Below are 23496 nucleotides of genomic sequence, written 5' to 3'. Positions count from 1 at the left end.
GCGCAGTGCCACCGGGCAATATATGCCGGTGTTCTCATGTAATTGCGCCAGGAGGCCATTTTGACTACCACACAACCGTTGCCCCACATCCTGCTGCTGACGCATGGCGGCTGGGGACAACCGCTTTGCAACAGCCTGCGTATGGTCACGGGCGAAATTAAAGGCGTGACGGAAATCGCGCTAATGCCTGTCGATACGCTGGGCGAGTTTTATCAACGCGTCGAGGCCGTGGTGAAAACGCTGCCGGAAGGCTCGCTGATCCTGACGGATTTTGTCGGCGGCACGACGTCCAACGTCGCGGCGCGACTAAGCGCCGATTATCCGGTGGCGGTGATTGCCGGACTGAATGCGTCGCTACTGCTGGAGGCGCTGGACAGGCGCGAACAAGGGATGCTAACCGCCTGCGTGGATGAGTTAGTTGAGGCCGGGCGCAGTAGCTGCCTGGATGTGGTCGCCCATGTACGTCAGCTACAACAATCACTCTAAGGAAAACATCATGGCCAATATCGTTTTATGCCGCATCGACAGCCGTCTCATTCATGGGCAGGTTGTCACGAAGTGGGTCGGACAATCTCAGGCGAACCGGATAGCCGTTGTGAGTGATGAACTGGATGCCGATCCGTTTATGAAAAATATCTACCTGATGGCCGCGCCGCCAAATATCAAAGTGGATTGCTTCGGCAACCAGAGTTTTGCCGCCGCATGGAAAGAAAATCAGCTTGGCGACGGTAACGTGCTGGTGCTTTTTCCCTCACTGGCGGCGGTGCAGGACGCCATACAACTGGGCTTTGACGTCACCCGCATTCAGGTTGGCGGTCTCGGCGGCGGGCCAAACCGCAAAGCGGTTTTTCAGAATATTACGCTGGATGAAAAAGACGTCGGCATTCTTAACGACCTGAAAAAACGTGGCGTTCAGGTATTTTTCCAGACCATTCCGGAAGATAAGCCGCAGCCGCTCGACGATATCCTGAAAAAATTCTAACCCTTTAATAGACACAAAATCATTCTGGATGCATCAAGGCGGCAACTGAGTGAATCCCCTGGAGCTTACTAAAGTAAGTGACTGGGGTGAGCGAAGGCAGCCAACAAAGAGGCAGCCTGAAGGATGAAGTGTATAGGATAACACTATGGATACCTTACTCTTTGCAAGCCTGATGGGGTTGTATTACTGGTTTGCCCGTTTACGCCTCGGCTACACCTTCTCCGCGATGCTGTTACAACCGGTGGTGATCGCGGTATTTGTCGGGCTTTTGCTTGGCAATATGCAGACCGCGATGATCATCGGCGCAGGGATGCAGCTCGTTTATTTGGGCGTGACCTCAACGCCGGGCGGCAACGTGCCGTCGGACCCGGCGCTGGCGGCCTGTATCTCCATTCCTATCGCGGTGAAGGCCGGTATGGACCCAAACCTGGCGATCGCGCTGGCAATCCCGTTTGGCGTGATTGGCGTGTTTCTCGATCAGCTTAGGCGCACGCTGAACGCCGCCTGGGTGCATATGGCGGATAAACACGCGGAAACGGCAAACATGGCGGGCATCATGCGTTGCGCCTTTCTTTACCCGGCATTGCTGGGGCTGGTGCTGCGCTTCCCGGTGGTCTTTGCCGCTAACTACTTTGGCCAGGATGTGGTGGAAAGTTTCCTTAAACTGATGCCGCACTGGTTAACCCACTCCTTTGAAATCATGGGCGGCATTCTGCCGGCGCTGGGCTTTGCCATCACCATTATGGTGATCGGTAAAAAGAGCCTGTTGCCGTGGTTTATCGGCGGGTTCTTCGCGGTGTTATACCTCAAGGTCGACATCATGGCGATGGCCATCTTCGGCACCTGTGTCGCCTTCCTGATTAAAGGCCTGGCGAAAAATGAAGGAGCAGCATGATGAGCAGTGACGTAATGCAACATGAACTGGTTGAGCGCGCGCGGGAAAGCGGGGCGCTGACCAAAGCAGATATCACCAAAGCCTGGTTTATCTACTGGCTGGGCGCCGAGGTTTCCAGCTCCTATGAGCGCTTACAAAGCCTGATTTTCTGCGCCTCGATGACGCCGATCATCAAAAAACTTTACCCACAAAAAGAGGAGCAGGTAGAAGCGCTAAAACGCCACCTTAACTTCTTTAACTCCGAGCAGACCTTCGGCGCGGTGATTCAGGGCATCTCTATTGCCATGGAAGAACAAAAAACGCGCGGCGAGCCGATTAACGACTCGTCTATCACCGGCATTAAAACGGGCCTGATGGGGCCGCTTGCCGGGATGGGCGACTCGATTATCTGGGCGGCGGTGATGCCGCTGTTGATAGCGATCTTTATTCCGTTCGCGGCAAATGGCAGCGCGATGGGCGGTATTATCCCGCTGATTCTCTACCCGGCGATCACCCTGGCGATCAGCTACGGCATGGTCCACAAGGGATATACGCTGGGGCGTGATTCGATTATCGGCCTGCTGCAAGGGGGGCGAATCAAAGAACTGATCTACGGGGCCAACGTGCTGGGTTTGATCATGATGGGCGCGCTTTCCGCCAGCTACGTCAAAATCACCACGCCGTTAAAAATTAGCGCCTTGAAAGGATCTGAAGTGGTGGTTCAGCAGATCCTCGACTCTATCGCGCCGGGCTTACTGCCACTGGCGGCGGTATTCGCCATCTACTTCTATCTGGTAAAAAAAGGGCCGCGCTACACCACCATTTTGCTGTCGATTGTCGCACTGAGCATAGTCTGTTCGTTGTTGGGAGTGCTGTAAATCATGACGCCGAATATCTATCAACAACTGGGGTTGAAAAAGGTCATTAACGCCTGCGGCAAAATGACCATTCTGGGCGTCTCAAGCGTCGCGCCGGAGGTCATGCAGGCCACCGCGCGCGCGGCTTCCGCTTTCGTCGAGATTGATGCGCTGGTGGAAAAAACCGGCGAACTGGTATCTCGCTATACGGGTGCTGAAGATAGCTATATCACCTCGTGCGCCTCGGCGGGTATTGCCATTGCCGTCGCTGCCGCTATCACCCACGGCGAGCGGGCGCGCGTCGCCCTGATGCCGGACAGTAGCGGTATGGCCAATGAGGTAGTGATGCTGCGCGGGCATAACGTTGACTACGGCGCGCCAGTCACCAGCGCCATTCGTCTTGGCGGTGGGCGCATAGTGGAAGTGGGGTCGAGCAATCTGGCGGCCCGCTGGCAACTGGAAAGCGCCATTAACGAAAAGACCGCCGCGCTACTGTATGTGAAATCACACCATTGCGTACAGAAAGGCATGTTGAGCATTGACGATTTTGTACAGGTGGCGCAGGCCAACCACCTGCCGTTGATTGTCGATGCAGCGGCGGAAGAGGATTTGCGCGGCTGGGTGGCGAGCGGCGCGGATATGGTTATCTATAGCGGCGCGAAAGCCTTTAATGCGCCAACCTCCGGCTTTATCACCGGGAAGAAACAGTGGATTGCCGCGTGTAAAGCGCAGCACCAGGGGATTGCCAGGGCGATGAAAATCGGCAAGGAAAACATGGTTGGGCTGGTGTATGCGCTGGAGAATTACCACCAGGGCCAGACGACCGTGACCGCAGCACAGTTACAGCCGGTCGCGGAAGCGATTTCCGCCATCCATGGACTTTATGCCGATATCGAACAGGATGAGGCCGGGCGTGCAATCTGGCGTATTCGTGTGCGGGTGAACGCATCTGAATTGGGGCTGAACGCGCAGGACGTCGAAGCGCAGTTGCGCGGCGGCGAGATAGCGATTTACGCCCGCAAATATCAGCTTCATCAGGGGGTTTTTAGCCTCGATCCACGCACGGTAGCCGAAGGGGAAATGGCATTGATTGTGGCGCGACTCAGGGAGATTGCAGAACATGCAGCAGATTAATTTTTATCGTCAGCGGGTAGCGATTAACGTGCTGGCAAAGGATATCGCCAACGCGAAGGCTATCTATGAAGCCGCCGAAGGCCATGCGGTCATTGGCGTACTTTCCGCGCAGTTCGCTACGGTAGAAGAGGGCGTGCCGGAGGTGAAACGCTGGATGGCGGAGGTGCCGTCTATCTCAGTGGGTCTGGGCGCAGGCGACCCGGCGCAGTACTACAAAGCGGCGATGATTGCCGCCCATACTCACCCGGCCCATGTCAACCAGACCTTTACCGGCAGCGGCTTCGCAGCGGGCGCACTGGCGGCGACAGGCGGCGAGCAAACACATATTAACGCCCTGGTCAGCCCGACGGGAACGCCTGGCGAGGTGGTGATTTCTACCGGCGTCAGCAGCAGCCAGGGAACGCCAGCCCGCGTTTCCTGTGAAGCGGCGGTACGCATGATGCAGGATATGGGCGCACATGCGGCGAAGTTTTTCCCGATGGGCGGCGAAAAGTCGTTACCGGAACTCTATGCGCTGGCGACAACCGCCGCCCGCCACGGCATGACGCTCATCGAGCCGACCGGCGGTATCTCACTGGATAATTTCGGTATTATCCTGCAAACCTGCCTGGAAGCAGGCGTGCCGCGCGTCATGCCGCATGTTTACAGCTCGATTATCGATCCGCAAACCGGCAATACGCGCCCCGAAGACATCATTCGGTTGATGGAGATAGTCAAAGCGCTGGTGTGAGATTTATCGCCGAAGAGCGCTGCGTTTACCTGGCCTACAGATGACGTGTATTTGTAGGCCCGGTTAGCGTTACGCTATCGGGCGATAATGCGTAGCAGGCTGGGCAAAAATGTACGTATTGCAGCCGTCAGTGATTCCCTTTCGAGCCTCCTCGCAGGGGTAAATTTTCCTGAATGCTGTCTGTATTTTTGGCGAGTACAGTGGCGTCATCTTATTCCTCAGGTGACGGATCGCCATGAAAAAAAGCCCCACGTCCACGCCTCATGATGCGGTATTCAAAACGTTTTTACGCCATCCGGATACCGCGCGGGATTTTCTCAATATTCATCTTCCCCATTCGCTAAGAATACGTTGCGATCTGACGACGTTAAAACTGGCGCCGGACAGTTTTATCGAGAAAAATTTACGCGCGTTTTATTCCGACGTCCTTTGGTCGCTAAAAACGTGTGAAGGCGACGGTTATATCTATGTCGTTATAGAGCATCAGAGTACGCCGGACGCGCATATGGCGTTTCGGTTAATGCGTTACGCGACTGCCGCGATGCAGCGCCATCTGGATGCTGGCCATAAAACGTTACCGCTGGTGATTCCCATGCTGTTTTACCATGGCGCGAAAAGCCCGTATCCCTTTTCGCTGTGCTGGCTGGATGAGTTTGACGATCCTGCACTGGCGCGTCAGCTTTATGCGACGGCATTTCCACTGGTAGACATTACGGTGGTGCCGGATAACGAGATTATGCAGCATCGACGTATCGCGATGCTGGAGCTGGTACAAAAGCATATACGTCAGCGCGACCTGATGGGATTGGTCGAGCGCTTAGCGGTACTTCTGATTACGGGAAACGCTAATGACAGTCAGCTAAAAGCGCTGTTTAATTATTTGCTAATACAGCATGGCAGCACGCCTCGTTTTGGCAAGTTTATCCGCGAGGTGGCGCGTCGTGTTCCCCAACACAAGGAGAGATTAATGACGATCGTAGACAGAATACGTGAATCGGGGCGCAGAAAAGGTAAGCGTGAAGGCGTGCAACAAGGTATACATCAAGGTAAGCAGGAGGAAGCCTTGCGTATTGCGCATACGATGCTGGAACAGGGGATCGAGCGAGAGATGGTGCTGATGATTACCGGGCTTTCTGACGAAGAGATTAAGGCAAAGCGCCATTAAACTTTTCCCTCTTCCGCCCGGTCATCGTGATTATCAACGGCGTTAAGCGGCCCGCGCACGTCGACGGGAATCGAGGGAGATCAGAATCACTGACGAGAGAATGAGCAGCGTGCCCAGCCAGTCCGGCAAGGTAAAACTAATCCCCAACAGCAGTAGCGACAGCAGGGCGCTGCTTAACGGTTCCGCGCAGCTTAAAATGCTGGCTTTGGGGCCACCAATCAGTTGCGCGCCTTTCAAATACAGGCTGAACGTCAGCGATGTACCGATCACCACCAGGTAGAAAAAGGCCAGAATCAGGCTGCCGCTCACCGCAAAGTGCGTTCCTTCTTTAGCGTAGAAGGGCAGCAGAATAAGGCCGCCAAAGGACATACTCCAGCCGACCACTGGCAGCGTGCCGTATTGGGCGATTAGCCTGGAAGGCCAGGTCGTATAAAAGGCGGCGGCAAATGCGGAGGCGATACCCCAGAACAGCGCGCCTGAAGAGATCGACAGCGATGTTGGATTGCCGTGAGTCACCAGTAAAAAGGTGCCGATAAGCGATGTAAGAATGGCGGTTAAGACCAGAATGCCTGGTCGTGTTCTTCGCGCTAATGCAAACCACGCCACAATAATGGTCGGCGATAAAAATTGCAGCACTGTCGCGGTGGCGGCATTGGATTTTTCAATCGTAAGCAGGAAGGTTAGCTGAACGGTGAGCGCGCCCACCACGGAGAAAATCAGCAGACTCAGTGCATCTTTGCGGTTTTTAAGAATCGAAAATATCTTATCGCCGTGCATAAAGGAGAAGGTCACCAGTATCAGCCCGGCGAATAACAAACGTATCATCGTCAGGAACTGTGACGACATACGGCTTTGCTCCATGATGTACTGCGCGCAAACACCTGAACTCCCCCACAATACGGCGGCAATCAGGACGTTTAGCATCCCTTTTCTGGTGGAACCCATTTTTTCCTCGTCATGTTGTTTTATTTTTTTACGTGCAGGCATCATAACAGAGCTATCGCCAGCATTAAGCAGGAATTTATTGTTTAATGATTTCATACGAGCCTGTTATTGACATAATATTGTCATTTTTTTGTCATAGAAAATATCAAACAAACTTAAACAAATCGTCACTATCCCCGCCTTTGCACTTTACAGAACATATTGACTGACTATAATAAGCGCAAATTCATGCAGGAGTAATATGTTGGACAGTCACTTTTACGTAAATCATCTGGCAAGTTAACGCACGCTATTCCTGCGCTGCTTGCCGAACCGGTGGGCAGCAATCTCCCCTTGTGACGATTGTCATCCCAATAATGTTACAACACGCGCATTGTCGCGAGGTAATCGTCATGTTCATGTTTAAACACGCTTTATTTCCTCCGCCGTTAACACGACGCTAATTGCCTCAGGGCAGAAATTTGTCGTGTGCTAAATATAGCACGTACTTATTCTTCCAGAAAAAATGGAGGAACGTATGTTAATGTTTCCTTATATTTTGAATTTACTGGCCGCTATGCTGTTGGGCGCGCTGATTGGCGCGGAAAGACAATGGCGTCAACGTATGGCGGGATTACGCACTAATGCGCTGGTGGCGACAGGCGCCGCCGTTTTTATTCTGAGCTCCATGACGACATCGCCAGACAGCCCCGGGAGAATTGCGGCGCAGATTGTCTCTGGTATTGGCTTTCTGGGGGCGGGCGTCATCATGCGCGAAGGGATGAATGTGCGCGGGCTGAACACTGCGGCAACGCTATGGTGTTCGGCGGGCATCGGCGTGTTATGCGGCTTAGGGCAGTTCAAAAATGCGCTGGCGGCGACGATCATTATTCTTTGCGCCAATATTTTATTGCGTGAAGCGGCGCAGCGTATAAATCAACTCCCGGTATCCGCCGAGGGAGAAAAACGTTATATCCTGAAAGTAACCTGTAATAAAGAAGATGAGAGCGCGGTTCGTCAGTGGTTACTGAATATCGTAAAAGAGGCCGCGATCTGTTTACAAGGGTTAGGTTCGGTCCCCGCTCAGGAACAGGGCTATAAAGAAATTCGTGCCGAGCTCGTGGGTCATGCTGATTATCGTAAAACGCGAGAACTGATTATATCCAGAATAGGTGATAACGATAATATCACCGCAATTCACTGGAGCATTGATAGTCAATAATAGTTTTTTATTCAATTGCAACATTACGCCAGGCGTATAAGGAGGGAATGATGGATATTCCCGAGTCGATAAAATAAAACCCACTCAAAATAGTGAGTAAGCAATAACCTTTTTTATGCATAGATAATTCTCCCGGGGCTCACCTTCAAATCGTGAGTTTACTATTCCCCGGGCGTGATATGCAGGAAACACTACACCTTAATTTTGGGGATTCATCATGACTGACATGAACATTGAAAACCGGAAACTCAATCGCCCGGCGTCAGAAAATGATAAGCAGCATAAAAAAGTATTTCCGATCGAAGCGGAAGCTTTTCATAGCCCGGAGGAGACACTGGCGCGGCTGAACAGCCATCGTCAGGGCCTCACGATAGAAGAGGCCAGCGAACGGTTGAAAGTGTATGGGCGCAATGAAGTGGCGCATGAGCAAGTTCCTCCGGCGCTGATTCAGCTTCTGCAGGCATTCAATAACCCGTTTATTTACGTTCTGATGGCATTGGCAGGGGTTAGTTTCATCACGGATTACTGGCTCCCGTTACGCCGTGGCGAAGAGACCGATCTCACTGGCGTGCTGATTATTCTGACGATGGTCAGTTTGAGCGGGTTATTGCGTTTCTGGCAGGAGTTTCGCACTAACAGAGCAGCACAGGCGCTGAAAAAGATGGTTCGCACCACCGCCACGGTGTTGCGTCGTGGGCCGGGCAATATAGGCGCGGTGCAGGAAGAGATTCCCATTGAAGAACTGGTGCCGGGCGATGTGGTTTTTCTGGCCGCAGGCGATCTGGTGCCCGCCGACGTTCGACTGCTGGCGTCGCGCGATCTCTTTATCAGTCAGTCAATTCTTAGTGGTGAATCATTACCCGTAGAAAAATACGATGTTATGGCTGATGTGGCAGGTAAAGACAGCGAGCAATTGCCTGACAAAGATAAAAGCCTGTTAGATTTGGGCAATATCTGTCTGATGGGAACCAATGTAACCAGCGGCAGAGCGCAAGCGGTCGTGGTTGCGACGGGAAGCCGTACCTGGTTCGGCTCGCTGGCGAAATCCATTGTGGGTACGCGTACCCAGACGGCTTTCGATCGCGGAGTCAACAGCGTGAGCTGGCTGTTGATACGCTTTATGCTGATCATGGTGCCGGTTGTCCTGCTGATCAATGGTTTCAGTAAGGGAGACTGGGTAGAGGCTTCGCTGTTCGCGCTGGCGGTTGCGGTGGGGTTGACGCCGGAAATGTTGCCCATGATTGTCAGTTCCAACCTGGCAAAAGGCGCGATTGCGATGTCGCGGCGCAAAGTGATCGTCAAGCGCCTGAACGCTATTCAAAACTTCGGCGCGATGGATGTGCTGTGTACAGATAAAACCGGCACCTTAACCCAGGACAATATTTTTCTGGAGCATCATCTGGATGTGAGCGGTGTAAAAAGCAGCCGGGTATTGATGCTGGCCTGGCTGAATAGTAGCAGCCAGAGCGGCGCCCGGAATGTGATGGATCGCGCCATACTGCGTTTTGGCGAGGGGCGAATCGCACCATCGACAAAAGCGCGCTTCATTAAACGCGATGAACTGCCATTCGACTTTGTACGTCGCCGGGTATCGGTCCTGGTGGAGGATGCGCAGCATGGAGACAGATGTCTGATCTGTAAAGGCGCCGTTGAAGAGATGATGATGGTAGCCACCCATCTTCGCGAAGGCGATCGTGTGGTGGCGCTGACGGAAACACGCCGCGAGCTGCTGCTGGCGAAAACCGAAGATTACAATGCTCAGGGATTCCGTGTATTGCTGATAGCGACACGTAAGCTGGATGGTTCCGGGAACAATCCGACATTAAGTGTGGAGGATGAGACCGAACTTACCATCGAAGGGATGCTCACTTTTCTCGATCCGCCGAAAGAGAGCGCCGGAAAAGCTATTGCCGCGTTGCGGGATAACGGCGTGGCGGTCAAAGTCCTCACCGGCGATAATCCGGTCGTGACGGCGCGTATCTGTCTGGAAGTGGGTATTGATACGCACGATATCCTGACCGGAACCCAGGTTGAGGCGATGTCGGATGCCGAACTGGCGTCTGAAGTGGAGAAACGCGCAGTATTCGCCCGGCTGACGCCGTTACAAAAAACGCGTATTTTGCAAGCGCTACAGAAAAATGGTCATACCGTTGGTTTTCTTGGAGATGGGATCAACGACGCGCCCGCGCTTCGTGATGCGGATGTGGGAATTTCCGTCGATAGCGCCGCCGATATTGCTAAAGAGTCATCAGATATTATTCTGCTGGAAAAAGATCTCATGGTGCTTGAGGAAGGCGTTATCAAAGGGCGGGAAACCTTTGGCAATATCATTAAATATCTGAATATGACCGCCAGCTCTAATTTCGGCAATGTTTTTTCGGTACTGGTAGCCAGCGCGTTTATTCCGTTTCTGCCGATGCTGGCGATTCATCTGTTGATCCAGAATTTGATGTACGATATTTCGCAGTTGTCGTTGCCGTGGGACAAAATGGATAAAGAGTTCCTGCGTAAGCCGCGGAAATGGGACGCGAAAAATATTGGTCGTTTTATGCTATGGATTGGCCCAACGTCTTCTATTTTCGATATCACAACCTTTGCGCTGATGTGGTACGTTTTTGCGGCTAATAACGTAGAGGCACAGTCGCTCTTTCAGTCCGGCTGGTTTATTGAGGGTCTGCTCTCGCAGACACTGGTCGTGCATATGCTAAGGACGCAGAAAATACCGTTTATCCAAAGTCGGGCGACGTTGCCGGTATTATTGACGACCGGCTTGATTATGGCGATAGGCATTTATATTCCATTCTCACCTCTGGGCGCGATGGTTGGACTGGAGCCGCTGCCGCTGAGCTACTTCCCGTGGTTGGTGGCGACATTATTGAGCTACTGTCTGGTGGCGCAAGGCATGAAACGCTTTTATATCAAACGCTTTGGCCAGTGGTTTTAATAATGTTTGAGGATCGCCCAGATGAATCGCTCACCCGATAAAATCATCGCGCTGATATTTTTACTGATTAGCCTGTTGGTGTTGTGTTTAGCCCTCTGGCAAATCGTTTTCTAACGAGGTGACGCCATGCAAAAAAGAGGGTTGGACAAAATTTTTTATCAGGTTGTCCTGATAGCAATCATCCTGATTTTACTGACTATCTGGATACGATAAGCTGCCGTTGGCGAGCCCCGCTTAAAATAAGAATCGATGTAGTTGTTCTTTTTATGGCGGGGCGCTATTTTCATGGTATCCCACATCAGAAGGGCAATATCATGAATAATCGTCGTGGTTTAACCGCCGTCCTGGCGACGTTGATTACGTTTTCCCTGAGCGCTACGCCTGTGCTGGCGAATCCGGGAAATGGCAATGGCGGCGGACATGGTAATAACGCGGCTAATCAGGGTAATAACGGTAACGGACATAAAGGAAATGCCGGGCAAAAAACGGAACACCGTAAAAATGGCGGCAAACCGGATCACGTCGAGTCGGACATTAGCTACGCTGTCGCCAGGCAACTGGCAGTGAATTTAGGGCTGACGGGTTATCAGTCTTTACCTCCGGGGATTGCGAAAAATCTGGCGAGAGGAAAACCGCTGCCGCCGGGAATCGCTAAAAAAACGGTGCCGGCGTCTATGCTGGGACAATTACCTTATTATCCGGGCTATGAGTGGAAAATCGTTGGGGATAATCTGGTGCTGATCGCGCTCAGTACCGCGGTGGTCACGGCGATTATTAATGGCGTATTTGATTAAGAGCCTATCCCACCAGGCGTTATTGGCGCAGCCAGTTTGGACACGGACAGCGCGCAAAAACCGGAGCGTACACGTAGTACGTGAGGTTTGACTCGCTACGCTCGCCCTTCGGGCCGCCGCAAGCGGCGTTCAAAACGCTAACGCGTTTTGGCGAGCACTGCCCAGGTCCAAAATGGCAAGTAAAATAGCCCCATTAAATGGGGCTATTTAGTCTCTTCAGGGCGTTATTTATGCGGGTTGAGAATCCAGCAGTTCATTATTTTTTACTACTTCCTGCGCTTTGGTATAACTTTCAATCAGTAGCTGATAGGCCGGGAATATTTTGGTATATACATCCGCCCATTCTGCGGCATCTTCCCGATTCCAGGTACGTTGCAGCTCAGAGGCTACCGCCGCGGTATCCATTGGTACTACGCCCGCCTGCACCACGCGGGCCATCGTAATTTCCTGCGCCATTTTACTGTACGTACCGGAGGCATCAATTACCGCAAATACCTTGTACCCTTCCGCGACGGCGCTGATGGCTGGAAAAGCCATGCAGACACTGGTAATAGTACCGGCGATGATCAGCGTTTTACGGCCTGTCGCTTTTACCGCTTGTACAAAATCGGCATTATCCCAGGCATTAATTTCCCCTTTACGCGCGACATATTGCGCGTGGGGCGCATTCGCATGGATTTCCGGAATCAGCGGGCCATTCGGTCCCTGTGGTACGGATGCGGTAGTAATGATCGGCATATTGCATAAGGTAGCGATCTTAGCCAGCGCCGCGGCGCGCGCGCGTAATTCCGGCATCGGCATGTCGCCGACGGTCTGAAACAGGCCACTTTGGTGGTCAATCAGCAGCATTACTGCGTCGTTAGCATCAATGGCAGGGCGTTGACCGTTAAAATTCGCGGGTGTAGACATAATTCATTCCTTGTTGTTGCCTTTCACTGATAGTCACTATCAGTGTTAAAGTCATTAATCGCCGGGGCGATTTCCGTTTTTAAGCTGATGACAGTAATCCGTTGCCGATCCTGGATTACCCTGGTGAGTTCTTTCTGAAGGAATATTCATCGGCATCACCTTCAGTCGATTTACTTTCACGCGAATCTGTTATCACAACAATATTCATATTATGAATAAATGTTTCTATTTTACATGTCAGAGAGGATTATTGATTGAAAAAACAAACTATGTCCCCACAAATTGTTTCTGATGGATAGTTTTAAAATTATTTAGTATAAGTTTGAAATATGTGGGTTAAGGATTAACTTATTTATATTTAAATAACATAAAGCACAGCTTAAATATTAAGTGGGAAGCGTGCTTTTATTAAGTATGGCTACTGTAACTCTTAATAAATTGGAAACTATCCCTACATAACGAGTGCTGCTTTTTTGGATATTACAAGTCATTATAGGAACACGTTGAATAAAACCTTGTCTTTCATATGATATAGATTGTCAGGATATATTTTCTCATGATTTATCTATGAGATATTAAAACGTAGTGGCACAGTAAATTTGGCCACTTGATTAAAGGTGATATTCTCACCTCAATACAAAACAGGAGACTTAACGAACAAGAAAACCAAACGTACTTTCACCCCTGAGTCTGCTATAATGAGAAAAGCGGTGTCTACGCTTACCTGTTAATGTCTTATGCCTCTCGCTCTTCTATATGATCGGTATGTGCAGGGGACAATCCATGTCCTGCTACGCAGCCACAGCATCAGACTATACTCAGTGGTGTCTATTAACCCTCTCCAACTACGTTATGTTTTGGCATGGTAACAATGCGATGTTATGGATAATTAACGATAATATTGAATTTAATCCAGAAATGAATCGCCTGGCGTCATTATCGAGGCCAGATCTCAACATTATTCTGACAACGCCCGCCAGCCGCTGCTTGCGCCTTCTGCTGGAAAACGCCCCCTCCGTCGTCTCACAACAAACATTCTTTCAAAAAGTGTGGGAAGAAGACGGCATGGTGGTGTCGGCAAATACGCTTTATCAGAATATCTCCATTATTCGCCGCGGATTACGTACCGTTGGCGAAAATGAAGATACGCTGATAATCACGGTTCCGCGTAGAGGCTTTCAGATTGAGCCTGGTGTGAGCCTCATGACCATCCGCAAAGACTTCGCTCAGACAATAGAAAAAAAGGGTGAGACGCCGCCACGTATGTCAGGGCGTTGGTTTAAACATTATGTACCTGTACTTTGGATGACCGGGACATTTGCTGTCGGTATTTTGCTTGGCGCTATAAGCTGGCAAACCGTTCCCGATAAGGATTTTTACGATCGCTACACGCTGGTTGAAACAACTCAGGGCTGTCATTTTTTCTCGCGAAATGAAGATATCGAAAGCGGTAGCCGCTTTGCAAGCTATAAGTCAATGATTCTAAAAACCGGTATGGATTGTCAGAAATACCCATGGGTCTATTTCCCTTCCAGCAGTCGCACCCCAGCGGTTACGGCATTGATTTGTCAGCAACCTTATAAAACGCGCGGTGATACAGGCTGCGTGACGCTTTTTTTCCGCGGGGTGACACATGGGTAAAAAGGCACTGATGTTAGCCTGCCTGACGCTACTGTTTCTGGGAGTAGGGCTTGGACATCTTTTTCATTTGTATACGGAAAAGAACCGGGATCCAGAGAAATGTACGGCGCCTGTGATTGTGTTTTATAACAACACTCAGGCTAACCTGACGCTGGACTTTATGTATTCGCTGAAAAAACGCACTGGGGTGGTTTCCATCAGCGGAACGTATTACGTCAATAATAAAATGAGCGGCGTGATCCGCCGTGATGTTTCCTATGTATGGAGTGAAAATAAAGACAGCACCCATTTTATATCGACGGATATCAACAAAGTCACGCGTGACGAAACACTGTCCGATGCGGTTATCGAGACGGTTTTACCCGATTTTTATGTCTATCCAGGGAAAAGCATCAGTTACACCATCCTGACTCAGGGCCATCGTGGCTTTATGTTCACCATCGGGAAACGCCCGATATTTTTCTGTACACATTAAGCTGTTTTGGGAGCCGTTCATGGAACGTATCAGCCAAATGAAAGCGCTTCCGGGTAAAAGCCGCTGAAGATCAGCGGCTCTGTTGTTACCTGAATCAAAAACTGTATTTAACCCCCAGTAGGCCTTGGGTATTACTATAGCCCTGGTCACCTACCTGCTGCGCCACGTTACCCCATACGTTCAGGCGCGGGGTAATTTGCCCTTCAATACCCACTTTCAGTTCACCAATATTTTTTGTACCACGCATATCGCTGCTGACATCGTCCATCTTCACGCTGGCAGGCTGCGTATTATGGATCCAGTTCGCCTCCACGAACGGCTGGAACTCTCGAGATTTATCGTTATCAATAGCATTGTGGCCGTTAATATAGGCTTTTACGCCCATGCGGGTTAGCAGATTACCGGCGGTATCATCCTTGACGAGGGTACCATTGGCTTCGCGATTGTCGTCAGCCTGCACGCCCATCCATACCACCTGCGCTTTGGGCTGCAACCAGTAGCTTTGATGCGCGCTTTCACTTAACCTGAAGCTGTAACCGGCTTCAACCGAGGCGGTAATTCCTTTGGATTTATATTTCTCAGCGGCCTGATCCTGACCCATGACCTTGTTATCAAACCAGTTGTACAGCATCCAGGTATCCACATAAGCTCCAGACCGATCGATATTGTTAGCATACCAGGTGCCGTAAAGGCCGACGCTGTAACCGGTGACTTGACCACGGGAATGATAGTCACTCACGGACGACTGCGTGCGGTTCTGGCTGTTGGCATAACCTGCCATTGCACCAATATGCCAACGGTCAAGACCGTCAGTGCTCCACTGTGCCAGATCGCCTCCCAGTTGTAACACATAGCTGTTGATGCGGGTTTTTAGCTGCCCGCTGCCATCGTTGAAGCGAGTATGGGCGCCGACGTTACGCATCCACAGGCTGGTGACCTTCTTCTCACCCGTCAGCATGTCGGTGTACTGGGTTTCACCCAGACGGTCATGGAGACGCGTCATGAACAGCGTATTTGCCGCATAGTTGTTGGCAAGATAGCTGCCCACTTCCGGACGGAACTGATGTTCTGTTATCGGCGGTGTGTCAGATTGCCCTATGTCAGGAATTGTCGGATCAGGGATGACCGGGTCTACTGGCTCAGGGTCTACAGGATCAGGGTCCACCGGATCGGGAATAACAGGGTCAGGGATAACCGGGTCTACAGGATCAGGGTCTACCGGATCGGGAATGACAGGGTCAGGGATAACTGGGTCTACTGGATCAGGAATAATCGGTTCGTCCGGCTCAATGTAGCTGGTCAGATACCAGTTTTTACCTTTCTGCACCACGTTGTAGTCATAGGCTCCGGCAACAATACGGCTTGCTTTTTCGAAAGTACCGTTAGAATTACCAGCAACGTTAACAATTTCAATACCTTCAATGGTTTGCGCCCCAGCTCCTCCAATATTATTTACTGCAACAAATGTGTTGCCTGAAGTATTGCCGAGAACCTGCAGCCTGTCCGTTTCGGAATCATCATCGTTGAGCACAGTATTAAAGACCAGCTTACCGCCGTTGCCTACATAATCTTCATTGATGGTGAGCGTTTGCCATGGCTCGCCATCTTCATGGCTGAAGTTAATGGTTGCGCCACTATTCAGCGTCAGGTCAGTGAGCGTTGAGCTGCTGGTCATATTCCAGGTCGCATCGCTCATTTGTACAGAGATAACGCCTGTGCCCGCCGTAGCGCTGGTGATGTACGACGCCCCGTCCCATCGCGAGTTGTCCGTCATATTGAGCTTAATTGTACTGTTCTGCTGCGGTAGCGTACCGCTGGCAGCGGTGGCGCCAGCAGCACGAATATCACCGTCGATGACGAAACGACCTCCTGAAGAACCGTCAACAATGCCGCCAGTCTCCGTGCTGATGGCGTAACTTTCGTTACTGTTATCGCCCGCCATAGTAATAGCCGCACCGCCTGCCAGATTAATGGCGCCTCGGGAGAGGGCGTATAAACCGGCAGGGGCTTTACTATAGGATGCAGCCTTACTGGCGCTGTTAACGCTAATAGTGGCATTCTCTCCCAAACTAACGGTAGCGTTAGTTGCATATACCGCGTGTGCGCTGGCACCGTTCACCGTAATAGTAGCGTTGTTGCCAAGCTCGGTTCTGGAGGATGATGCTGCGTAAATCCCCGTTGAGGATGCGCCGGAGGTTTCGATAGTTGCATCGTCACCCAGACGAATCAACGAACCGCTTTGTCCGGTACGCAGCCCCTCCGAACTGTCGCCGGTAGTAACAATATGTGCACGATTGCCGACGACAATCGTATTTTTGGCACGTGACGCATCCCGCATGGCGTTAGCTGTAATTCCACGTCCCTGGCTACCTGTTGTTTTGATATACAGATCGTCGCCGACGTAAATATTGGCCGATCCGGTCCAACCCTGGCCCAGTGAGTTATATCCGGCGTTAATACCGTCACCATCCTGACCATCCACGTAGATGCGGGTACGGTCACCGGTAATAATAAATACCGGGTTATCCGGAGTATTTGCGCCGTGAGTACGGATGCCATCGACGTCTCTACCATTATTCGCGGCATTCGCCGACTGCGTCCGAATGGTCAGGTCGTTGCCAAAAATCACGCCCGGACTTCCCGTCCCGCTGTTCTGAATAACCGTGACAGTGTGTTCAAACGCCTCCGCGCCCGGCCCATTAAGCGTGAGGCCATTGCCATAAACCGGGATGGTGCCGGTGTTCCACTGATAAACGTAGTTGGGCATGGTACCGACTTTGGTGAAACCGGTACTGGCCTGAGCGGGAATAATAGCCTGTAATTCCGGCGGCAACTGGCTGACCAGCCCACTGGATGGCAGACTATCAACGTCAACCCAGGCCGCCTGGGAGGGAAATACCATAGAGGCTAATGCTGCTGATACCGCTATGGCGATGAATGAGTAATTTTGGGGAGTTGGCATTCTGCCTCCTGCATTATGGCGTAAAGCGTCTTCCACATCGCAATAATATGGAAATAATAAAAATGGAAACGGATCTATAAAATATTTGATATTATTTTATGAATGCTATGCCCTAGCTTATTTTCAAGCCGCAGCTTATGCACATAAAGTTTCTTAATATCAATATTGTCAATATTTACAATCTGCTGAATACTTATTCCTGATACAAAACGCTTCAGTAATATAAATTCCGTATAGTTAAGCGTTCGTCCACGTTTACTGTTGGCAAGCCGACCGGTAAACAAGCGGTGCATCTTTTGCTGTTGCACAATATCATCGTCATCGGAATAAATAATTCCTTGTATTTTATTGCTTTTCAAAATCCAGTAATTGGCCAGCGGAGTTAAACTTCTGTCAGAAATCAGGACAATATGCATACCACTGTTTGCCAGACTGTCAGCCCATTGTAAATCGGTAAATCGTCGAAGATTCGGGAAAGAAAAATCAACAAAGATAAAACCGCTGGATAAATGGTTGTGTCTATCAAGCAATAACTTTTCAATAAACCCTTTTTTCAGAAAAGCATTACCATCCGGCCAGATGGAAAATGCCGCATTATGACAGTATTGCACCCGTACTGCGCTGTCAGGGAATAATTGACAGGATAAATCGCAACTAATGCAATGGACAATTTGTGAAGGCTTTCTCATCATCCTGAACGACTCCCGTCGATGTTTCTATTAATATTTCATTGGTAAATAAATGTGTCAATCCAGATAATATACAGTGCTACGGCTGTCAAAAGTCGCGAATTATTGTCAGTGTCATAAACTCCTGGAAAGACCTAAAATACAGCTTTAAGGAACCATGACAGATCCGACAGTCGTAATACATCATTTCGGATTTTCATTTCACGCATTGAGATTTTTATACAGTATCTCCAATATCATAAAAAATCTTAAAACAGCACTATTTGCTAAATCATGAGGGTGATAAATAACGGTTCTCAATACCATCTGTCTGCTGTCCTCGTCACTATCGGGGTGATGTGATGAAATATAAAAGTAATTCCTGTAAACCTGTAATGAATTCTTATTATTAAAACCTAATTTAAGATTTTTTCTTTTATTGCATTGTTATTCAATGACTTAATGGTGACATTTGTGCTCTCATCAACTTCTTATATACAAATTTAAGACTATTTTATAGAGACGCATGTAAACTTTAAGGGGTGTAATGCTAATGCCATGAGAAAATTTTGTAACTTAATGCCGGGAGTTATACCTTGCCAATAAGTTGATCTGACTTAATTCTGATCGTGACAGTCTGAGCAACCGACAGACTTATCGGTCGAAACAACTTCAGCTTCTGGCTACTTTTTTCAATTGCTCATTTGATGAAAACTCTTTCCCGGAGCACATTAGTGAGAAACAGGATGTGGTCAAACCTAATGTCCATAGATGTCGTCAGTCACTTCAGAAATATTCGCCTCCTGGCAGATATCTTTAACCGCTCGTCCAGCTTCGACCAACTTAATTACGGCGATGTTCTGATGCTCAGTGAGACGGGATTTACACATAGAGATTCCTTCGTCAGCAGATCGATGACGTGATCTCTAAATGTGAATAGCACGATTATGTGGGATACGTACAAAAAATTAAATGAATCGCCACAGGTTTAACAGACACCGCAGAGTCATTTAAGATAGCTTAAAGAGAGGAGCCCATGAGCGGTAAACGTTATCCCGAAGAGTTTATAATTAAAGCGGTAAAACAGGTTATTGAGCGCGGCCATTCTGTTTCCAGCGTCGCAACACGTCTTGATATTACTACCCACAGTCTTTACGCCTGGATAAAACCGCCATATTCACGACGGTATCATGCAATCACAGGAGTCTAATTTGATATCTTGGTCTGTTGAATTTATTGATTTTTATCTTGTTGGATTTTTACTGGTGCCCACTATTGTGCCCCCAAATGATTTTGCTTGTGGGGTTCGGGGCATTCTGAGCTACTTTTTAGGTTCTGTTTTCCATTGTAGCAAACCGGCGATATCCTTCTCACCTTCGGCTTCTTTTAAGCGCCGTTGTTGTTCAGCAAACTGACTATATTCCGCCTGCGCTTTTTCATCGGCCATTTTCTTAGTGACTTTACCTGCGCCTTGTAAAACCTCACGGTCGTTAAATTGCAGGAACTGATCCAGCTTATCCTGCCAGTCGCGTAAAAAGATCTGCTGACGACGACGGGCCTGATCCTCGGCAAAATCCAGCCACATGTTAACTACGCGGTTAAGCTCGCTGACTTCATCCTGAGTGAGATAATTTTTTGCCACCGTCACGTCACCCTTACGTACCTCTTCACCTTTATAGCTGGTCAGCCCCATATGCGGCTGGCTGGCGTCAGCACGCTGATGAATGAGTTCAGCAGCGGTATGTCCGGTACAGGCAAAATGCAACTTGTTCTGGATGGTTTGAAAAAATTGCGTGGTTTCTTTGAGCGATGGTTGATAGTCGGCGGCTAACGCAAAGATCTCTCGTACCCGCAAATAAACCCGACGTTCGCTGGCGCGAATATCGCGGATACGCTCCAGCATCTCATCAAAATAGTCGGGTACAGCCGATGAACCCACGGGCGGATTTTTCAGGCGCTCATCGTCCATCACAAAACCTTTGATCAGGTATTTCTGGAGCGTCTGGGTTGCCCACTGGCGGAACTGTGTGCCGCGCGGGGAACGAACGCGGTAGCCGACAGCAAGGATGACAGGCAGGCTGTAGTGAAGCCTGTTGCGGCTTACCTGACGGCTACCTTCCTGTTGAACTTGTAAGTAAGACTTACAGGTTGCGTTTTGCTCAAGTTCGCCTTCTTCATAGATCGCTTTAATGTGCTGTGTAACTGCCTGGGGAGTGATCTGATAAAGGTTGGCGATGGTTGCCTGAGGGAGCCATAGCGTCTCTTGCTCAAAGCGGCACTCCACACGAACTTCACCGTCATCGCTGGCAAACATAACAAATTCGCCTGCCGGGGATTGGGTTAAGTATTTGTCTGCCATGCCGCCTCCGCTTATATCTGACTCGCAATGCCGTAATCTGCCTAGTATGCCAGAAATTCCTGGTGAAGCTTATTACGCAGATAGCGTTTATTTTGCGGGCAGCGCCCCCGGATAATGCTTCGCCACGATATCATTCATATTCTCCACCAGATCCAGACGCTTAAATGTGATATGTCCGCTGCCCTTCTAAAAGTAGCGGATGGTGAACATATCGTCTTCAAAGACCTGCTCACGCGGATTATCGCGCACGAAGTCCATAAACCGGATAGAGACATCATGCCGGTTGTCAGGAATGGTTTTACTATCCAGCAGGTAGAGTATTCGTTCCAGATCGGCGAGCTGGTCGCGTCGCCAGCCCCAGTTCAGGCTGTAGCCCCATCGGTCATGCTTCACCAGATTGTTGACGATAATCTTCTTGCCGAAATAACAAGGATTATTGGTTTTGTACTCCTGGCTTAACCCCTTAAATACATTGATAATCCCACGTTCGAAAACATCCTGTTCCTTAACCGGAGGTTGCGGATCGACGCCCATCACGCTGTGCAGTACATCATTACTTGGCTCGCCGTAGGTCGCCCCGGTGGTATTGACGCCAGACCATTACCTTTCTCGTCCTGTTCAAGTAGGCGAACAGACTCACGTTTTACCGTGCTGATAACCTGCGGGCTATGGGTAGTGACAATAAACTGGATTAGTGGAAATGCGCTGCGCAAAGACTGGATAATTTGCTGCTGCCAGGCTGGGTGCAGGAACATATCGACTTCATCGATCAGCACAATCCCCTGTGTTTTTAAGGCGGCTTCATCGCGTAAATGGGGGTTGAGTTTGACACAGCGAAACGCGATATCCGCTACCATCGCAACCGCATTACGCAGGCCGTCGCTGAGCTGGGATAAGGGAATCTTACCGTGCTGTGGATGGTTCATCACCAATTGCTGGTTATGGCTGGAGCTGTATTCCAGATCGTGCCAGCCAGTCACTTCCTGCGTCAGACAGTTAATGGTTTGCTGGATGGCTTGAATAGCTTCTTTCATCCGCTGAACACGAACACCTTCTTTTAACTTTGCTGAAGGTGATTCAAGTTGTGTGATTTGATGTTCACGGTAGCTAAGCCATAACCAGCTATACCATTGTTCAAATTGCTTATAGTTTGATGTGGCAGAAAGGCAATCGTCATAACCAGACAAACGTGAAAAGGCGCTGTTATCCAGACGCTGTTCAGTAGGCTGTGCCTCATAACGTTCCTGATACCACAAGCGAGCAGTCCCCAGATAAAGCATTAGGGGAAGTTCAACCTGCTGCAAATTATGCTCTTCACGCACCAGCGTCTGAAGTTGTTCACCCCAACGGGTAAGCTGCGCCGCTGTCTTATCTTCATGCGGCGGCTGTTCTCCTCGCTTGTCGAGCATCCAGGTTGCCGTTTTTCCACTTTCCCATTCCCCGGTAGCCGTAATCATGGCCGGAGACGACATTTCCATGTTCAGCGCTTCGGGGCGGAAAACCAGACGTACATCTTCTGTACGGATCGCCAGCGATTTATCTTTTACGTAGAGGCTGGCATCAAAACCACGAATAAAGGGAAACAGCGCCAGGCGTATCGCATCCAGCACTGTTGTCTTGCCCGCGCCATTCGGTGCAACCAGAATCGTAATGTGCTCATCAAAAGTAATATCGAGCTGTCTAAAGCAACGAAAGTTAAGCAGTGAAAGTTTGTCGATTCTCATTACACCAGCCTCACCTGTTTTTATGTTTTAGTATAATAACATCTCTTGCCTGCAATATTGCCCGCTTTAAGCGGGCAAAGGTTACGCCTTTTATCACGTTTTAACTATTTATCCTGTTGATTAACATGGTTTTTCTAAGGAATTAATAAAATCCTTTCCTGTCGTGTCCGTAGAATATCGACAGCCTGGAGACAAGGTGACTGTTGCTGGTAACCATATTCTTTGCGATCGATACCAACTCGTTCATGTTTTTTCTTCAGAAAGTTACGGCATCGACAAACGTAGCGCCTGCGTTGATAAATGTAAGGCTATAGTGCCGTTCAATGAGTAAGCTGCGACGTTACTGCTCGTATGAACACCATCCACCCTTATGATGTGAGCCTGTACCCCCATGTGGATGTTGACCCTTTGGGCAGGCAAGCGCACCGGATGATGCCGTGACAGTAATAAAAGCGATAATCATCGCTGTAAATAATCTCTTCATATATAACTCACATTAATAAATTAGAACATATTACTACCTACTACAGAATACGCATACTTGATACGGACTTAGGGGATAATATAACGCGTACTTTAGTTTAAATTCTATCCTTCATGTGGCATAGGTTATCAGGATAGGTTTTCGTTATGAATTTTATCTGGGATATTGAAGCAACATATTGGGGGGGATATGAGTTATAAATATGTTGGTAAGCATGGCTGTGATGTTGCATTGCGGATGGGCTATAAAGAATGCCCCGATGAAAATGCTTATGGTGATGCCTATTATATTAAAGATGGGTTAAAATGGATATTTAATATAACAGGCTTAAAAAAACGGCTTGGCGTATACAGCGACGACGATCTCCGTAAACAGAACTATGATGTAGATACCTATTATCGAGTTGAAAACCAACAGGAAGAAAGTGCAGATGATGAAATGCAATCGCTATATCATAATTTAGCGGTAGAAGAAGGAGAACCCGTGTATCTGGAGGGAGGCATGTATCTTTATCCGGATGGCTCTATACGTTGATCTCATAATTTTGGCCGAGAGCGTTCAGAATTCTGTGTCACGTTAAAAATTCTACAGCGTCATCACATTATTCAGCCGCCCTTCAAAATAAATCGCCAACTGCGACAATGTCAA

The 23496-nt window shown here is 49.5% G+C and carries 22 protein-coding genes and 3 pseudogenes; 16 read left to right on the top strand and 9 right to left on the bottom strand.

The window, feature by feature from the left end; translation table 11 throughout:
- The first annotated feature begins 60 nt into the window (after positions 1–60).
- The 7 genes from ACLJR2_RS20605 (at position 61) to ACLJR2_RS20575 (ending at position 5742) form a co-directional block, all read left to right on the top strand.
- Positions 61–486, top strand: coding sequence for a PTS sugar transporter subunit IIA (locus tag ACLJR2_RS20605; protein WP_000214106.1), 426 nt, complete (start codon positions 61–63; stop codon positions 484–486).
- 10 nt (positions 487–496) lie between these two features.
- Complete coding sequence (locus ACLJR2_RS20600) at positions 497–982, top strand: PTS system mannose/fructose/N-acetylgalactosamine-transporter subunit IIB (RefSeq protein ID WP_001284293.1); 486 nt, start codon at positions 497–499, stop codon at positions 980–982.
- A gap of 145 nt (positions 983–1127) precedes the next feature.
- A complete protein-coding gene (locus tag ACLJR2_RS20595) occupies positions 1128–1877 on the top strand; it encodes a PTS mannose/fructose/sorbose/N-acetylgalactosamine transporter subunit IIC (protein ID WP_000380259.1) in 750 nt (249 codons plus the stop codon).
- Positions 1874–2734 carry a PTS system mannose/fructose/sorbose family transporter subunit IID gene (locus tag ACLJR2_RS20590; protein WP_001526325.1) on the top strand — a complete coding sequence of 287 codons (861 nt, stop codon included), beginning with the start codon at positions 1874–1876 and terminating at the stop codon, positions 2732–2734. The genes ACLJR2_RS20595 and ACLJR2_RS20590 overlap by 4 nt, the downstream gene beginning before the upstream one ends.
- Positions 2735–2737: 3 nt before the next feature.
- On the top strand, positions 2738–3847 hold the full coding sequence (gene dgaE / locus ACLJR2_RS20585; RefSeq protein ID WP_000188474.1) for a D-glucosaminate-6-phosphate ammonia lyase: 1110 nt from the start codon (positions 2738–2740) through the stop codon (positions 3845–3847).
- On the top strand, positions 3834–4577 hold the full coding sequence (gene dagF, locus ACLJR2_RS20580) for a 2-dehydro-3-deoxy-phosphogluconate aldolase (RefSeq protein ID WP_001186146.1): 744 nt from the start codon (positions 3834–3836) through the stop codon (positions 4575–4577). Before dgaE ends, dagF begins: the two co-directional genes overlap by 14 nt.
- Positions 4578–4812: 235 nt before the next feature.
- A complete protein-coding gene (locus tag ACLJR2_RS20575; RefSeq protein WP_000749536.1) occupies positions 4813–5742 on the top strand; it encodes an Rpn family recombination-promoting nuclease/putative transposase in 930 nt (309 codons plus the stop codon).
- Positions 5743–5784: 42 nt separating this feature from the next.
- Here ACLJR2_RS20575 and ACLJR2_RS20570 read toward each other — a convergent pair whose 3' ends face one another.
- Positions 5785–6687, bottom strand: coding sequence for an EamA family transporter (locus ACLJR2_RS20570; protein WP_000535970.1), 903 nt, complete (start codon positions 6685–6687; stop codon positions 5785–5787).
- A 505-nt stretch (positions 6688–7192) separates the two neighbouring features.
- Here ACLJR2_RS20570 and ACLJR2_RS20565 point away from each other — a divergent pair.
- The 5 genes from ACLJR2_RS20565 (at position 7193) to cigR (ending at position 11626) form a co-directional block, all read left to right on the top strand.
- Positions 7193–7888, top strand: a complete 696-nt coding sequence (locus ACLJR2_RS20565; protein WP_000392699.1) for an MgtC family protein — start codon at positions 7193–7195, stop codon at positions 7886–7888.
- 217 nt (positions 7889–8105) lie between these two features.
- Entirely contained in the window at positions 8106–10832 is a 2727-nt protein-coding gene (gene mgtA, locus ACLJR2_RS20560; RefSeq protein ID WP_000131289.1) for a magnesium-translocating P-type ATPase, read from the top strand.
- 21 nt (positions 10833–10853) lie between these two features.
- Positions 10854–10946 carry a protein MgtR gene (gene mgtR / locus ACLJR2_RS20555; protein ID WP_001082117.1) on the top strand — a complete coding sequence of 31 codons (93 nt, stop codon included), beginning with the start codon at positions 10854–10856 and terminating at the stop codon, positions 10944–10946.
- Between the two features lie 12 nt (positions 10947–10958).
- On the top strand, positions 10959–11045 hold the full coding sequence (gene mgtU / locus ACLJR2_RS20550) for a magnesium transporter protection protein MgtU (RefSeq protein ID WP_252515021.1): 87 nt from the start codon (positions 10959–10961) through the stop codon (positions 11043–11045).
- 101 nt (positions 11046–11146) lie between these two features.
- Complete coding sequence (gene cigR / locus ACLJR2_RS20545; protein WP_001065324.1) at positions 11147–11626, top strand: anti-virulence regulatory inner membrane protein CigR; 480 nt, start codon at positions 11147–11149, stop codon at positions 11624–11626.
- A 228-nt stretch (positions 11627–11854) separates the two neighbouring features.
- Here the strand turns inward: cigR and ACLJR2_RS20540 are convergent, their stop codons facing one another.
- Entirely contained in the window at positions 11855–12535 is a 681-nt protein-coding gene (locus ACLJR2_RS20540; RefSeq protein WP_000106458.1) for an isochorismatase family protein, read from the bottom strand.
- 783 nt (positions 12536–13318) lie between these two features.
- On the opposite strand from ACLJR2_RS20540, the gene ACLJR2_RS20535 reads away from it, so the two are divergent.
- Both ACLJR2_RS20535 and ACLJR2_RS20530 read left to right on the top strand, forming a co-directional pair.
- Complete coding sequence (locus ACLJR2_RS20535) at positions 13319–14176, top strand: transcriptional regulator (RefSeq protein WP_001278064.1); 858 nt, start codon at positions 13319–13321, stop codon at positions 14174–14176.
- A 10-nt stretch (positions 14177–14186) separates the two neighbouring features.
- Entirely contained in the window at positions 14187–14651 is a 465-nt protein-coding gene (locus ACLJR2_RS20530; protein WP_015633176.1) for a hypothetical protein, read from the top strand.
- 94 nt (positions 14652–14745) lie between these two features.
- Here the strand turns inward: ACLJR2_RS20530 and misL are convergent, their stop codons facing one another.
- From misL to ACLJR2_RS20515, 3 genes and pseudogenes are all read right to left on the bottom strand, one after another.
- Complete coding sequence (gene misL / locus ACLJR2_RS20525; RefSeq protein ID WP_001143056.1) at positions 14746–17613, bottom strand: intestinal colonization autotransporter adhesin MisL; 2868 nt, start codon at positions 17611–17613, stop codon at positions 14746–14748.
- Positions 17614–17687: 74 nt separating this feature from the next.
- Positions 17688–18305, bottom strand: a complete 618-nt coding sequence (locus ACLJR2_RS20520; RefSeq protein WP_000984812.1) for a helix-turn-helix transcriptional regulator — start codon at positions 18303–18305, stop codon at positions 17688–17690.
- Between the two features lie 755 nt (positions 18306–19060).
- Positions 19061–19171 (bottom strand): annotated as a pseudogene (locus tag ACLJR2_RS20515) (transposase); the annotation flags it as partial.
- A 146-nt stretch (positions 19172–19317) separates the two neighbouring features.
- On the opposite strand from ACLJR2_RS20515, the pseudogene ACLJR2_RS20510 reads away from it, so the two are divergent.
- A pseudogene (locus tag ACLJR2_RS20510) lies at positions 19318–19449 on the top strand (transposase); the annotation flags it as partial.
- A 153-nt stretch (positions 19450–19602) separates the two neighbouring features.
- Here the strand turns inward: ACLJR2_RS20510 and rhuM are convergent.
- The 4 genes and pseudogenes from rhuM to ACLJR2_RS20490 all read right to left on the bottom strand — a co-directional run bounded on the left by rhuM (position 19603) and on the right by ACLJR2_RS20490 (position 22666).
- Positions 19603–20640 carry a virulence protein RhuM gene (gene rhuM, locus ACLJR2_RS20505; RefSeq protein ID WP_000774140.1) on the bottom strand — a complete coding sequence of 346 codons (1038 nt, stop codon included), beginning with the start codon at positions 20638–20640 and terminating at the stop codon, positions 19603–19605.
- Positions 20641–20727: 87 nt separating this feature from the next.
- Positions 20728–21144: pseudogene (locus tag ACLJR2_RS20500) on the bottom strand (DUF4942 domain-containing protein); the annotation flags it as partial.
- Positions 21145–21173: 29 nt separating this feature from the next.
- A complete protein-coding gene (locus ACLJR2_RS20495; RefSeq protein WP_015633173.1) occupies positions 21174–22364 on the bottom strand; it encodes an AAA family ATPase in 1191 nt (396 codons plus the stop codon).
- Positions 22365–22498: 134 nt separating this feature from the next.
- On the bottom strand, positions 22499–22666 hold the full coding sequence (locus tag ACLJR2_RS20490) for a TA system toxin CbtA family protein (RefSeq protein ID WP_223228506.1): 168 nt from the start codon (positions 22664–22666) through the stop codon (positions 22499–22501).
- 371 nt (positions 22667–23037) lie between these two features.
- Between ACLJR2_RS20490 and ACLJR2_RS20485 the strand changes: the two genes are divergently transcribed.
- Positions 23038–23382 carry a hypothetical protein gene (locus ACLJR2_RS20485; RefSeq protein ID WP_000120778.1) on the top strand — a complete coding sequence of 115 codons (345 nt, stop codon included), beginning with the start codon at positions 23038–23040 and terminating at the stop codon, positions 23380–23382.
- Positions 23383–23496 lie beyond the last annotated feature (114 nt).

The organism is Salmonella sp. SAL03688, from assembly GCF_046551895.1.
In the GTDB taxonomy this organism is placed as follows: Bacteria; Pseudomonadota; Gammaproteobacteria; order Enterobacterales; family Enterobacteriaceae; genus Salmonella; species Salmonella enterica.
This window is presented reverse-complemented; position numbering and strand designations above follow the sequence as displayed.